Origin of the sequence: Clostridium estertheticum (assembly GCF_026650985.1) — a bacterium.
GTDB classification, from domain to species: domain Bacteria; phylum Bacillota; class Clostridia; order Clostridiales; family Clostridiaceae; genus Clostridium_AD; species Clostridium_AD estertheticum_C.
Map to the genome: position 1 here is coordinate 887,871 of NZ_CP086239.1, position 12,779 is coordinate 900,649.

Below are 12,779 nucleotides of genomic sequence, written 5' to 3' on the forward strand. Positions count from 1 at the left end.
ATTTGGATATAAACTCTAATTATGAGTATATTAATATATTTATACTAGGTTAGATAATTATAAACCAGAAGTTAATATTGACAACATTAACAATTTTTGATATATTTAAAAACAATAAATATTATTTGAAATTTTGTAGGATTCCGCAGTTTAAAATTAATAACTGGTGGTACAAGATAAAACGCACAGTTTAACCGTATTCACGGAAGGACAAAAGCCTTGGAGGTATTTTAAAACATTACCCTTGGCTTTTTTATTTTTAATAGATTTATAAGTGGGGTAGAACCCATAAAAAAGGGAAGGGTGAAAACAAGATATGTCAGAAAAAATATTAACAATGAGATTATTAAACGAAAAATTTGCTGTTTGTAGATTAAATAAAAATGAGTCAATGCCTAAATGGGTAAAAAACAGCAGTTTTTATTCTATAACAAAAACATCAGATGAATTATCAATTGTATGCTCTCAAGATAGTATACCGAGTAATATAAAGTGTGAAAAAAATTGGAGGATTTTAAAAGTTGAGGGACCATTAGATTTTTCGCTAATTGGTATTATTTCATCAATTAGTACTATATTGGCACTAAAAAGAATTAGTATTTTTGCTGTTTCCACCTATGATACAGATTATATACTTGTTAAAAATAAAGATATAGATAATACCATATTGGCATTATCAAATGAAAGATATGAAATTATAAATCAAGAAAATTTGTTATAGCATTACAAAAAAAGCAATATAGGTACGTATATTTATTAGGCTATAGCATAGGTGCAACAATTGCATGGTTATGTAGCGGCGAAGATATTAAAGGATGCTTCTTCATAGGGATTGTTATGGAACTAGAAAATTATGAAGTAACCTAAAGGCGAAAGGAGTATGTTTATGAAAAAAATTCTTTGTTTTATTTCAGATGAATTTGCAGATTTTGAGATTACATTAGTGCTCCATAAAATTAGAAATGTCGGTAAAAGGCACATAGTCACAGTTGGATATAATCATAAATTAGTTGTTAGTGAATCGGGGCTTTGTTACAAACCTGATTTAACATTGAATGAGGTAATAAAACTTGATGATGTTGAAGGGCTTATTATACCTGGAGGTCCAATCCGTAATCAACAGGAAGAACTTACTAAACTAATTCTTAAGCTTGATCAAGAAAAAAGAATGATTGCAGCCATATGTAATGGTTCACAATATCTTGGAAGAGCTGGTATATTAAATAAATGTAAATTTACCACTTCTTGTTCATTAGAAAGAATTGAAGCGCTTGGTGTAGTGGACCCATTTCCACGTGAAAACTATGAAGATAGTAGGGTGGTAACAGACAAGAATATTATAACGGCCAAAGGACGTGCATTTGTAGATTTTTCTTTTGCTGTATTTGATTATTTAAATATTTATGAAGGACAGTACACAGAAAAGGAAAAGTTGTTTATAGATATAATGAATAGATAGTTTTTTATATTGACTTTTTTTGAAAAAGTAGTACCATGTTGGTATAGTACGAAACAAGAACTATATTATTGTATTACTATTATTTAGAGGGGGATCTTATATGAAAAGTAATAAAGATGTTTTTAAAGAGAATTCAAAAATAAATTTTAATAAACAAGCTGAATCTTACGATGAGAGTCACGATGGGAAATTTGTAGCTCCGATGTATAATGAAATTATTAGCAGAATAATGCTTATTAAGCCTGAAAAATTATTAGATGTTGGATGTGGCACCGGAAATGTATTGATGAAATTAGTTGGAAATAATATAGAATTATATGGATTAGATCTTTCAGAAAAAATGATTGAGGTTGCCCAAAAAAATCTTGATAATAGAGCTGAATTAAGAGTTGGTGATTCAGAATGTATGCCTTGGGGAAATAATACTTTTGATGTAATTGTATGCAATGCATCATTTCATCATTATCCAAACCCAGAAAAGACACTATTAGAGATGAAAAGAATATTAAAATTTAATGGAACATTAATTATTGGAGATCCAACTTCACCAGTAGTTATTAGAAAAATATTAAATTTATATTGTAAAAGAAGTAGTAGTGGCGATTATAAAATATATTGCAAGAAAGAAATTGAGAAACTTTTGATAAAGTGTGGATTTAAGCCATCTAACTTTAAAAAAATAAATAATAAAAGTTTTGCTATTAATGCTAATATAAAAAAATAAGTAATAAACATAAAACAAATTTTGGAGTGATTATATGGATCAAGAATATAAAAGGCAAGTAGATGAATTAAATAAATTATGGCATTTTATGATAGTATCATCTAATTATAAGGATATAGAATCAAAGTTTTTGAGAATACAAGGACTAAGAAATAATGAACTTACAATACTAAGAATTATTTCTGAAAAAGAAAATGTTATTATAAAAGATATATTAGAAGTCTTAAATGTACCTAAAAGTACATTAACTAGCATGATTGATAGATTAGAAAAGCGCAATCTTATTATTAGAACTCTTAGTAATAAGGATAGACGATCCTATAAGTTAGAACTTACTAAGGAGGGTAATATGGCCCAAGAGGAACATAGTAAATTTGAGGAAGAAGTTTACGGGAAAATAATGATTTCTTTAGATACTTATGAGGATAGAGAAAATTTATTAAAACTTATAAGAAAAATGGCATACAATATTTCTAACTAATTATTAGATATTGTAAACTATTTTAAATAGTACAAAATATATAAAATTAAGCAATTTGGAGGATAAATGAATATAGGATTAATTAGACATTTTAAAGTTAATTGTTCTACAAAGATGTTTATGACATCTGCTGATTTTAAGCAATGGGTAAAACAATATGATAACAGTGATGTTATAGAAAATAAATTTAAAATAGGAGATATAAAATGGGATAAATGTTTTTCAAGTGATTTATCAAGAGCCATTAAAACTTCTCAATCTATTTTCAAAGGTGAAATAATTAAAACTAAATTATTAAGAGAAGTTCCTATAGCACCAATATTTAATACTAATATAAAAATTCCTTATATATTTTGGTGTATAAGTGGGAGATTTGCCTGGTTTTTTCAGTGCAAATCTCAAATAGAGAAGAAAAAAGATACCCAAAAACGTGTGAATGAGTTTTTGGATAGTATAAAGGATGAATCAAGTAATAATATATTAATTGTTTGTCATGGTTTCTTTATGAATACATTACAAAAGGAACTTAAAAGTAGGGGCGTTACTGGACGAACTATAAGAACACCTAAAAATGGTACATTGTATTTATATAAAAAATAGATTATTTTTGTTTCACATTAATAATACGTTCCAAAGTTAAGAAAGTGTATGATGTTGTTTTATCATCATTGATGAACCCAGTTTCTTCTTCCCTGCAATTCCATTCTGAATAGTCTAGCGTAGGAAAAAAAACATCAGCATTATATTCTTTATGTACTTTTGTTAAATGTATCTTATTACAATAAGGCAATAATAACTTGTAAATTGAGCCACCACCTATAACAAAGTATTCTTCACTGTCTTTCATAAATGCGAATAACTCTTCCTTAGAATTAAAAATAGTAACTCTTTCATCATTTATAACAAAATCTTTATTTTTTGTAATAACAATATGATGTCTACTAGGAAGAATACCAGGAAGGGACTCAAATGTCTTTCTTCCCATTATAATAGTGTTTCCACTTGTAATTTGCTTGAACCTTTTTAAATCCTTTGAAAAATGCCAAAGTAAATCGTTATTTTTACCTATAGCAAAATTATCTCCAATTGCAACAATAAATGTAAGCATTATACAGCCACACTCCCCATATTTATTTTCCCAAGGTGTTTATAATCTATAAGTTTAACATCTTCTGGTGTAAAGTCATAGAAGTTTTTAATATCTGGATTAATCCATAGTTTCGGAGCAGCTAAAGCTTCTGATTTTCTTGAGAGCTGTAGCTTTAAACCTTCAATATGGTTTTCATATATATGTGCATTATTTATAACATGAGTAAATAATCCTACTTTTAATCCTGTTACCTGTGCAATTAAATGAACTAATACTGCATATTGGCTTGTATTAAAAGGAATTCCTAACGCTGTATCACCACTTCGTTGTATTAACATACAATTAAGTCGTCCATCAGTTACATCCCAAAGAGTTAAGAAGCAACAAGGTTGAAGTGCCATTTGGGGCAGGTCCTCTATATTCCATAAATTCATCATCATTCTTCTATCTTGAGGATTATTTTTCAAGGCATCAATAAGTGTATCAATTTGATGATACTTAGCTATTTGATACCCATATGACTTACCAATGGTTCCATCGTCGTATGCCCATTCATCCCATATATGCACATTTTGTTCCTGAAGTTTTTTAACATCGTTGGATTGGTCTTTGAAAATCCAAAGCAATTCTTTTACTGCTGTCTTAAAAGCAACAAATTTAGTTGTTAATATTGGGAATTCTTCTTCTAAATCAAATTGCATAATTTGGTGAGGGAGTTTTAAAGTTGCAATGCCAGTACGGTTTTGGTCGTAGTATCCTTTTTTTATAATTTTCTCAATAATTTTAAGATATTGCCTATCCATTTCATTTAACATAATTTATCTTTAATGAGAGAGTGTACAACAATTACTCAAACCCACTAAATATTCACTTCCTTTCTATATACTGTGTATAAGGCGCTAGTAGTTAGGTGTCCATATTATAGCATTCTATAAATGTGTTTTAAATATTATATCATGAAATTCAACAACATTTTTACCATATCCAAAATGAATGTATTATAAATAGTGTGAGATTTCTCATAGCATTATACTCTTAGATGGATTATAATGTAATAAAATAAATTAGGGGGTTGGTGATGGAACAGAAAAAATATTGGAATTCGGTTGCTGAAAAGAAAGAATTTACAACACCATTTCATTTTGAAGGATTTGCTAAATATGTTGGTAAAGAAGATATAATTTTAGATGTTGGATGTGGTTATGGGAGAACTTTGAATCAATTATATGGGGAAGGTTATTATAATTTAATTGGTATTGATTTTTCTGAAGATATGATAGAACGTGGGAAGAACCAATATTCATATCTTGATTTAAGAGTTAAACAAGGCAAAACAATAGATATGGAAGATAGTTGTTGTGACGCAGTAATATTATTTGCCGTACTGACATGTATAATCAATGATGCAGAACAGATAGCGTTACTGAAAGAGATAGAACGAGTTTTAAAACCAAATGGAGTTATTTACATTAATGACTTTTTATTAAATACTGATGAGCGAAACTTAAATCGTTATCAGTTATTTAAAGACAAGTACCAGTATGGTAGTTTTGAACTTTCAGAAGGCGCAGTGGTAAGACACCATGATATAAAATGGGTTGAACAATGTGTAGCACCATTTGAAAAATTGGTTTTAAACCAAGTGGTGTATGAAACTATGAATGGAAATAAATCAAATGGATATTATTTTATTGGAAGAAAACATAAAACTCTAACAAAATAAGAGAAGATAATTTAAATATTTCTTCTACTGGTGATTTTCAGCCGGGGCCATATACAAGCACTTATTTTGCAAGCAAAGCTTTTGTATTAAGTTATAGTAGAGCAATCCGGTATGAAGCAAAAGGAAAAAGCTGTACAAGTCTGTACATTATGCCCTGGTGCTACAAAAACAAATTTTTTTGCTCAGGAAGGAACAGAAACTCCACAAAGTGCAATGACTGCCGAAGATGTTGCGAGTTATGCCTATAAACAGTTTATGAAAAACAAGGACGTTACTGTTCCTGGCTTCCTAAACAGAATAATAATAAAATTTCCTTTGAAGTTGAAGATGAGAGCCGTTGCAAAAATGAAAAAAGAAAATGTTGTGTAAATATACTTTTTTTCAAAACCTATCCCTTAAAAAACTTTTTTGTAAAAGACTTGGCATGTACCTTACAGACACCATTAGTATAAAGTCAAAGAGATGAAATTTCTTTAACTTTATAGGAGGCTAACAAAATGAATATTAAAACTGCATCAGAGAAAACTGGCTTAACTAAGAAAGCTATTAAATATTATGAAAATGAAGGATTAATTACTCCTTTAAAAAAATGTGAAAATAATTATAGAGAATACTCAAATGATGACATTGTTAAATTAAATTTAATTGGGGCATTAAGAGCCTTAGATATAACAATTGTAGATATCAAAGACGTGGTTATGGGCAGAAGGAGTTTACCTGAAACACTTCTAGATACTGTAAAAAAAATAGACGAAAGCATAACTTATCTTGGAAAAAGCAAATTAATCATTACAAGTCTTATAGAAAAAAATTTAACAGATTACAGAGCATCAGGAGAACAAATTAGAAGGTTAAGGGAAACATTAGAGTTATCTAGAGATGATAAAAAAGAATTTATATCAAATACTTTACTTATAATATTCCCAGGAAAATTTGGACAATTGTTTGTTAGTATATATGCTCATTTTTTAAGTGTCACTATTGATAATGATGAAAAAAAGAAAATATGGCTAAAGCTTGTGGATTTTTTGGATTCGGTAGATGAAGTAGTATATAAAAATACTTTTCTAATAAAACAAATTAATGACTCGGATAATGATAATTTAGATGGGCTGAAAAAAGCGTTGGATACTCAATGTAAATATATATTAGATTATGATGCAAACACAAAGGATAACATAATGATAAATCGTCAAATAGAATTAGCAAGATCTTTAAAAGAAAGTGAAGAACTTAAACAGAAATTTAATAAAGGGTTGGAAGATCTGAAACAATTCATGAAGGTAGTTGGGCCAATACAAAAAGGTTTTGAAGAGTATTTGTGTATACTCAATGAAGATTATAAGAAATATAAAGATAATGAAATCAAGATGTTAGCTAATGTTAATAAAATGGTAAAAGATAAATTAGGATTTACAGCTAATGAATTTATAAAACACTGTACTCTTTGATATTTTTAGAATGAATAAACCCAGACAAATTAAAGCACAACAAGACAGATATAAAATCCCGTTTTTTGATATACTTTAGTGAAGTTAGGAAATAATTAAGGTTATTATGGGGAGGACTTATTAGATGGTGGAGTATTATAAAATTAGAGGCAAAGATCTTTACACTGAAATTTTAGGAGAGGACTCGTCTCCAGTATTATTATTTATTCATGGTGGACCTGGTGGAATTGGTGTTGCAGATTTTATTCAATATCAGGGGGACAGATTATCAAAGAGCTTTAAAATTATAGCTCCAGATCAAAGGGGAGTATGGAGATCCGAGGCTATTTTAGATGAAGAACATATTTCACTAGAAGATATTATTGAAGATTTTGAAGAATTAAGAAAAAAATTACATATAAATAAATGGTCACTGCTTAGTCACTCATTTGGTGGGTATCTTGCTGTTCTTTATGCTAATTTATACCCTAATTCTATTGAATATATGATATATGAATGTCCGTCTTTTAGCTTTGCACTTTCAGAGCGTTCTATGCTAAATGAGGCTGCTAAGGAATTAATTAAATTAGGAAATTTATCATTGGCGCAAGATTATTTTAAAGCTTTAAGAGAAATTACGGATTATAGGGATATCAATAAACTACTTATGAAGGCGTTAAATGAACTTGGAGCTAACGGAAGTAATTATATGTGGTTTGGAAGTGATAAGCAAATTATTGAACGAATAGCTATGAGTACTAACGATGCTAAGAATTTATGGAATAAATCTACCAATACAAGAATTGAATTATTGAAGGATTGGCGGGTGTATAATGATGTGTTTACTGAATTATCAAATGTAAAAAAACCTTCTTTATTGATTAAAGGTAAATATGATCCAATAACTTGTGAAGTACAAACAGCAGAATTTATGAAGCGAGTGCAAGACAAACAAGTGGTTACATTTGATTTCTCCGGTCATTATACTAGAATTGAGGAGCCTGATAAGTATTGTGAAGTTATAACAAGTTATGTATATAATAAGATGAAATAATGGAGATTTACATTTTTGTAATGAATGAACTGATTTTGAAAGGAGGGGAAAGTTGGGAACAATAATATTACTTAATAATACGCTTGAATACATTGAAAGGAACTTGGAAACAGCACTTAACATAGATGACATATCAAAAGTCGCATGTTCATCTCGATATCACTTCCAGCGTATTTTCCATGCATTAACAGGATTTACGGTGACTCAGTACATAAAAAATCGAAGACTTACCCTTGCTGCAGAAGACTTGGTTGCAACAGACAAAAGAGTAATTGATATAGCATTAAAATATGGTTATGAAAGTCCAGAAGCATTTACTAAGGCATTTAAAAGACTGCATGGAATATCACCGTCAGCTTTAAAAAAGCTTAATGGAAAGATTAAAGCTTTTCCCAAACTTTCTTTTCAAATATCAATAAAAGGAGAACATGAAATTATTTATAAAATAGTTGAAAAGGAGGCTTTTAAAGTATTTGGTGCAGAATTTGCAACAACTAGAGTTGACGATGCAGCCTATAGAGAGATACCAAAGTTTATTAATAAGATTTTTGAGGATGGAACACATGATAGGATGAACGAAATTCTTGGAAACCCCAAGGGCACTTTGCTAAATGGATTTCATTATGGATTTGAAGAAGATGGAACAAGAAAATATATAATGGGAGCTGAACAGTTCGAAAAATATATACCAGATGAATTTACTATACTAGAGGTGCCAAAACTTACATGGGCAGTATTTGAAGGTAATGGAGCTGTGCCCAATAATTTGATTATACAGGATATTTGGAGACGCATATACTCTGAATGGTTTCCCTCCTCTGGATTTGAACAAGTGAAAGGGCCATGCATTGAAAAAAACTTTTGGGATGATAAAAACCCTGGTGAATACAAATGTGAAGTATGGATTCCTGTGAAAATAAATAATTTCTAGAATACCGCAGAATTCAAATTTGAATTTTGCGGTGTTTTTACATTAGCAGTTGCCTTACACCTAGTCCATCTGGATGTTTAATTGATTTCATAAAACCATAATTACAATTCCTTATTTTTATATATTTTAATTGAAATGAAGAATGAAACTACTATAAAAATTATAGGTATAGCTGTCAGTAAGATTCTTTGCAGTAATCCAAAATCAACCCCAAAGGTTGTACTATTCTTTAATATCTCATTTGCGAAAGAGATAAGACTTCCCATTACAGTCATGATTATAAAATTTACCCACCTTGACCTTAGGTATCCGAGCTTGTAATAGAATGGGAAGAAAATAGAAAAATAAATACATACAATAAAAAACTCAAGAAAAATGGTGTTTATACCGATGGTTTTACTTACTAAATTTGGAGCAACAAAATGAAATAAACTGCCCACAATAAGTGTTATTACTATAGCACAGATAAGGAATAAAAATACTGATAAATATTTTGCAGCCACCACAACTTTTCTATTAACGGGCAAACTATTTATCATTAGTTCACTGTTATATTTAAAATCATAAGCATTAGCATACACTGCCAGTAGATATATACTTAAAAAACATAACAATATAGTAGTTGCATAATTAGTTTGAAATATAAATGCGTTTACCATGTTTAAAAGAATAAACATAAATACGGTTTTATCCTTTTTCTGAATTCTAATGTCTTTCATTATTAGATTAAACATGAATATCACCCCTTATTGTATAAACCATAATATCTTCTAGTGATGCTTTTTCTATCTTACAACTATCATTAAATAAAATCCTTGCTTTCTCTTTATTATCAGTTAATGCCTCAAACCCTGAAGCAGTTTCCCTTATACCTATAAATTCCTTTCGTATATTTAAGTCTAAAAGTCTAGAAGCACCTTTGACTATTGCGTATTTTTGTAGCACTTCTTCCTTCGACTCAGAAAACACCATACTTCCTTTGTTAATAAAAGTTATATAATCTGCAATTTTTTCAAGATCTGCTGTAATGTGTGTGGAGAAGAAAATTGACATCTCTTCATTCTGAATAACATTATATAAAATATCCATAAGTTCACTTCGAAAAGCAGGATCAAGTCCTGAAGTAGGTTCATCCATAACAATAAGTTCAGCTCCATGGGAGAGTGCTAATGCTAAGGCGAATTTTATTTTCATACCCTTCGAAAGCTTATCTATCACCTTATTTGGATTTAATTCAAAATGTTTAATATACTCCTTAAATTTGTTTTCATCCCACTTTCTATAAAAACCTGCTATAATATTTTTCATTTCATTTATGGTAAGCATGCCATAAAATATATTTTCATCATAAACAAATCCTATTTTTTCTTTGATTTTCCTTTCATCTTTAACGTTGTCCATACCAAAGACACTGATGCTTCCACTATCTTTTTTTATTAGATTCATAATTGATTTTATTGTGGTACTTTTTCCTGAGCCATTTGGTCCTATAAATCCCATTACATACCCTTTTTCAAGCTTAAAGTTTAATCCATTTAAACAAAAATCACCATAAGACTTGTTGAGATTTCTAACGTCTAATACACTGCTCATTTTACGTCCTCCTTAAGAAGTTTCATTATATCTATTATTTCTTCCATAGATAAATTCAATATTTTACTTTCCTTTAAAACTTCTTTTAATTTTTTTTCTAAAATCTTCATTTTTTTCGTGCGAAGTAAATCCTTATTTTGCCCTGATACAAATGACCCTTTACCTGTAAGAGAAACAATAAATCCTTCCTTCTCTAATTCTTCATAAGCTCTCTTTGTGGTGATTACACTTACTTGAAGATCCTTTGCTAAATTTCGCATAGATGGAAGTGCATCACCTTCTTTTATTTCACCAGAAAATATTAGTCCTTTAATCTGATCAATAATTTGCAGATATATAGGATCATTTGATAAATTTGAAATTATAATAGTAATGTCCATATTTTATCTCCTAGCAGTTTCATTTAATAAACCCTTGTTTATTTTGAAAGAGTATAATGTATATATACTATATATACATTATACTCTTTTGTCAATACTATAGTGTATTTAAAGTATTACAAAACTATAATTGGGTAATGCTCGCAAAGCGTAAATTTACAAACTTCGGGATGCATCATGAATGGTTGCTGTAACCCATATGGTATTGGTAGATTTTGTAGTATACTATAATTATTATGAAGAACGGGAATATAAAAATAAATGTAAGTTATGGGAATGGGGAGTATATATGGAATATATAAGTATTTTAGTGGTTGAAGATGATAACGAAATTAACTATCTTATTACAAAATATCTAAGAAAGGAAGGATATATTGTAGATTGTTGTTTTGATGGTATAGAAGCTGTATGTAAATTTGAAAATAAGACTTATCAATTGGTTATATTAGATTTAATGTTGCCAAAACTCAATGGGGGGCAAGTACTTTTAAAAATTAGGGAAAAAGGCACAATCCCAGTAATTATTTTATCGGCGAAACATGAACAAACAGATAAAATATTTGGACTTGAGTTAGGTGCTGACGACTATATTACTAAGCCTTTTGATATAGCAGAAGTTATCGCAAGAGTTAAATCTCAATTAAGAAGGTATTTACAATTTAATAATAGTGAGTTTGAGGAAGATGAAGTGTTAAAACACGGAAATCTTCAATTAGATTTAAATACCTATGAACTTAAAGTTTGCAAAAAAAATATACCACTTACTTCAAAGGAATTTGAGATATTAAAACTTTTTATGACTTATCCAAATAAAGTCTTCACTAAGTCTCAACTTTTCAGTGCTGTTTGGAAAGAGGAATATATGACTGATGAGAATACTGTAATGGTACATATAAGTCGCCTGAGAAATAAAATTGAGGATAATTCCTCTAAACCTAAATATATAAAAACAGTTTGGGGAATTGGTTATAAGCTGGGGGAGATGTAATAATGAATATATACATTGTTTGTATATTAGTATGCATATGTTGTATTTTGATATTTAATAATATTTATTTTTCTAAGCAAATAAATGAGATTAATAGAACATTAGAGCAAATAAAAGATGGTAATTTTAATATTAGGGTACGATTTTATTCTTCAACTAAGGGTATACAAAACTTGGGTGTTAATTTAAATTATATAATAGACGAATTTCAGAGGATCGCTGAAAAAAAACAATATCTAGAAGAATCGAGGAAAAAAATGGTAGCCAATATTTCGCATGATTTAAGGACTCCATTAACATCTATACTTGGATATTTAGAGGCGCTACAGAAGGATTCAAAGTTAAACGATAAAGAAAAAAAGTATTTTTTGAATATAGTATATTCTAAGTCCCAAAAATTATATTCGTTACTTGAAGAATTTTTTCGCTTTTCTAAAATAGAAGCAGAAGATGTACTAATTAAAGTGGAAAAAATTAATTTGACCAATATGATTCAAGATGTATTAGTAGGATTTTATCAAGAATTTGTTAATCAAAACATTGAACCTATCATTGAGATAGCAGAAAAAGATTTTTTTGTCTGGGGAGATAGTAAAGCAATTGATAGAATATTATCTAACCTCTTAATTAATGCACTTAGATATGGAAAAGATGAAAAAATAATTGGTATAAAAATCAGAGGAGAAAACTCTATGGTTTGGGTAGATATATGGAATGGAGGAGCAGGTATTGCTGAGAAAGACATTCCATATATATTTGATAGATTATATATTGGAGAAACTTCAAGAAATGGAAAGTTTAATGGAAGCGGGTTGGGACTTGCAATAGTTAAAAAACTTGTAGAAAGATTAAAAGGAGATGTTTTAGTTAAAAGCATTCCAAATGAGAAAACTACTTTTTCATTTTCATTACCTTTATATAAATAG

At 29.1% G+C, this 12,779-nt stretch carries 17 protein-coding genes; 12 read left to right on the forward strand and 5 right to left on the reverse strand.

Going from position 1 to position 12,779, the window contains the following annotated elements; translation table 11 throughout:
- Nucleotides 1–316 precede the first annotated feature (316 nt).
- The 5 genes from LL038_RS04520 (at nt 317) to LL038_RS04540 (ending at nt 3,264) form a co-directional block, all read left to right on the forward strand.
- Nucleotides 317–721 carry an ACT domain-containing protein gene (locus LL038_RS04520; protein WP_216119852.1) on the forward strand — a complete coding sequence of 135 codons (405 nt, stop codon included), beginning with the start codon at nt 317–319 and terminating at the stop codon, nt 719–721.
- Between the two features lie 165 nt (nt 722–886).
- Nucleotides 887–1,459: a DJ-1/PfpI family protein gene (locus tag LL038_RS04525; protein WP_216119851.1), complete on the forward strand. Its 573-nt coding sequence runs from the start codon at nt 887–889 to the stop codon at nt 1,457–1,459.
- Nucleotides 1,460–1,559: 100 nt separating this feature from the next.
- Nucleotides 1,560–2,183 (forward strand): class I SAM-dependent methyltransferase, encoded by a 624-nt coding sequence (locus LL038_RS04530; RefSeq protein WP_216119850.1) that lies wholly within the window; start codon nt 1,560–1,562, stop codon nt 2,181–2,183.
- 34 nt (nt 2,184–2,217) lie between these two features.
- Nucleotides 2,218–2,664: a MarR family winged helix-turn-helix transcriptional regulator gene (locus tag LL038_RS04535; RefSeq protein ID WP_216119849.1), complete on the forward strand. Its 447-nt coding sequence runs from the start codon at nt 2,218–2,220 to the stop codon at nt 2,662–2,664.
- Nucleotides 2,665–2,730: 66 nt separating this feature from the next.
- Entirely contained in the window at nt 2,731–3,264 is a 534-nt protein-coding gene (locus LL038_RS04540) for a phosphoglycerate mutase family protein (RefSeq protein ID WP_216119848.1), read from the forward strand.
- Nucleotide 3,265: 1 nt separating this feature from the next.
- On the opposite strand, the gene LL038_RS04545 is transcribed toward LL038_RS04540, so the two are convergent.
- Together LL038_RS04545 and LL038_RS04550 are read right to left on the reverse strand one after the other, a co-directional pair.
- Nucleotides 3,266–3,772, reverse strand: coding sequence for a dihydrofolate reductase (locus LL038_RS04545; RefSeq protein WP_216119847.1), 507 nt, complete (start codon nt 3,770–3,772; stop codon nt 3,266–3,268).
- A complete protein-coding gene (locus LL038_RS04550; protein WP_216119846.1) occupies nt 3,772–4,569 on the reverse strand; it encodes a thymidylate synthase in 798 nt (265 codons plus the stop codon). Before LL038_RS04550 ends, LL038_RS04545 begins: the two co-directional genes overlap by 1 nt.
- A gap of 263 nt (nt 4,570–4,832) precedes the next feature.
- Between LL038_RS04550 and LL038_RS04555 the strand changes: the two genes are divergently transcribed.
- The 5 genes from LL038_RS04555 to LL038_RS04575 all read left to right on the forward strand — a co-directional run bounded on the left by LL038_RS04555 (nt 4,833) and on the right by LL038_RS04575 (nt 8,892).
- On the forward strand, nt 4,833–5,477 hold the full coding sequence (locus LL038_RS04555) for a class I SAM-dependent methyltransferase (RefSeq protein WP_216120062.1): 645 nt from the start codon (nt 4,833–4,835) through the stop codon (nt 5,475–5,477).
- Nucleotides 5,478–5,588: 111 nt separating this feature from the next.
- Nucleotides 5,589–5,846, forward strand: a complete 258-nt coding sequence (locus tag LL038_RS04560; protein ID WP_253199968.1) for a hypothetical protein — start codon at nt 5,589–5,591, stop codon at nt 5,844–5,846.
- A 128-nt stretch (nt 5,847–5,974) separates the two neighbouring features.
- Nucleotides 5,975–6,928: a MerR family transcriptional regulator gene (locus LL038_RS04565; RefSeq protein ID WP_216119845.1), complete on the forward strand. Its 954-nt coding sequence runs from the start codon at nt 5,975–5,977 to the stop codon at nt 6,926–6,928.
- A gap of 124 nt (nt 6,929–7,052) precedes the next feature.
- Nucleotides 7,053–7,961 (forward strand): alpha/beta fold hydrolase, encoded by a 909-nt coding sequence (locus LL038_RS04570; RefSeq protein WP_216119844.1) that lies wholly within the window; start codon nt 7,053–7,055, stop codon nt 7,959–7,961.
- A 52-nt stretch (nt 7,962–8,013) separates the two neighbouring features.
- Entirely contained in the window at nt 8,014–8,892 is an 879-nt protein-coding gene (locus LL038_RS04575; protein ID WP_216119843.1) for an AraC family transcriptional regulator, read from the forward strand.
- A 101-nt stretch (nt 8,893–8,993) separates the two neighbouring features.
- Here LL038_RS04575 and LL038_RS04580 read toward each other — a convergent pair whose 3' ends face one another.
- The 3 genes from LL038_RS04580 to LL038_RS04590 are packed head-to-tail and all read right to left on the reverse strand — an operon-like array spanning nt 8,994 to nt 10,859.
- Complete coding sequence (locus tag LL038_RS04580) at nt 8,994–9,626, reverse strand: ABC-2 transporter permease (protein ID WP_216119842.1); 633 nt, start codon at nt 9,624–9,626, stop codon at nt 8,994–8,996.
- Complete coding sequence (locus tag LL038_RS04585; protein ID WP_216119841.1) at nt 9,619–10,485, reverse strand: ABC transporter ATP-binding protein; 867 nt, start codon at nt 10,483–10,485, stop codon at nt 9,619–9,621. Before LL038_RS04585 ends, LL038_RS04580 begins: the two co-directional genes overlap by 8 nt.
- Nucleotides 10,482–10,859 (reverse strand): GntR family transcriptional regulator, encoded by a 378-nt coding sequence (locus LL038_RS04590; protein ID WP_216120061.1) that lies wholly within the window; start codon nt 10,857–10,859, stop codon nt 10,482–10,484. Before LL038_RS04590 ends, LL038_RS04585 begins: the two co-directional genes overlap by 4 nt.
- Before the next feature lie 295 nt (nt 10,860–11,154).
- Between LL038_RS04590 and LL038_RS04595 the strand changes: the two genes are divergently transcribed.
- Together LL038_RS04595 and LL038_RS04600 are read left to right on the forward strand one after the other, a co-directional pair.
- Complete coding sequence (locus LL038_RS04595) at nt 11,155–11,853, forward strand: response regulator transcription factor (protein WP_216120060.1); 699 nt, start codon at nt 11,155–11,157, stop codon at nt 11,851–11,853.
- A gap of 2 nt (nt 11,854–11,855) precedes the next feature.
- Complete coding sequence (locus LL038_RS04600; protein WP_216119840.1) at nt 11,856–12,779, forward strand: sensor histidine kinase; 924 nt, start codon at nt 11,856–11,858, stop codon at nt 12,777–12,779.

Bases quoted from the DNA above. Each gene is read 5' to 3' on its own strand.
- LL038_RS04585 (WP_216119841.1), bottom strand. From the start codon at position 10,485: ATGAGCAGTGTATTAGACGTTAGAAATCTCAACAAGTCTTATGGTGAT.
- LL038_RS04565 (WP_216119845.1), top strand. From the start codon at position 5,975: ATGAATATTAAAACTGCATCAGAGAAAACTGGCTTAACTAAGAAAGCT.
- LL038_RS04545 (WP_216119847.1), bottom strand. From the start codon at position 3,772: ATGCTTACATTTATTGTTGCAATTGGAGATAATTTTGCTATAGGTAAA.
- LL038_RS04555 (WP_216120062.1), top strand. From the start codon at position 4,833: ATGGAACAGAAAAAATATTGGAATTCGGTTGCTGAAAAGAAAGAATTT.
- LL038_RS04535 (WP_216119849.1), top strand. From the start codon at position 2,218: ATGGATCAAGAATATAAAAGGCAAGTAGATGAATTAAATAAATTATGG.
- LL038_RS04525 (WP_216119851.1), top strand. From the start codon at position 887: ATGAAAAAAATTCTTTGTTTTATTTCAGATGAATTTGCAGATTTTGAG.
- LL038_RS04600 (WP_216119840.1), top strand. From the start codon at position 11,856: ATGAATATATACATTGTTTGTATATTAGTATGCATATGTTGTATTTTG.
- LL038_RS04595 (WP_216120060.1), top strand. From the start codon at position 11,155: ATGGAATATATAAGTATTTTAGTGGTTGAAGATGATAACGAAATTAAC.
- LL038_RS04530 (WP_216119850.1), top strand. From the start codon at position 1,560: ATGAAAAGTAATAAAGATGTTTTTAAAGAGAATTCAAAAATAAATTTT.
- LL038_RS04550 (WP_216119846.1), bottom strand. From the start codon at position 4,569: ATGTTAAATGAAATGGATAGGCAATATCTTAAAATTATTGAGAAAATT.
- LL038_RS04540 (WP_216119848.1), top strand. From the start codon at position 2,731: ATGAATATAGGATTAATTAGACATTTTAAAGTTAATTGTTCTACAAAG.
- LL038_RS04570 (WP_216119844.1), top strand. From the start codon at position 7,053: ATGGTGGAGTATTATAAAATTAGAGGCAAAGATCTTTACACTGAAATT.
- LL038_RS04560 (WP_253199968.1), top strand. From the start codon at position 5,589: ATGAAGCAAAAGGAAAAAGCTGTACAAGTCTGTACATTATGCCCTGGT.
- LL038_RS04520 (WP_216119852.1), top strand. From the start codon at position 317: ATGTCAGAAAAAATATTAACAATGAGATTATTAAACGAAAAATTTGCT.
- LL038_RS04580 (WP_216119842.1), bottom strand. From the start codon at position 9,626: ATGTTTAATCTAATAATGAAAGACATTAGAATTCAGAAAAAGGATAAA.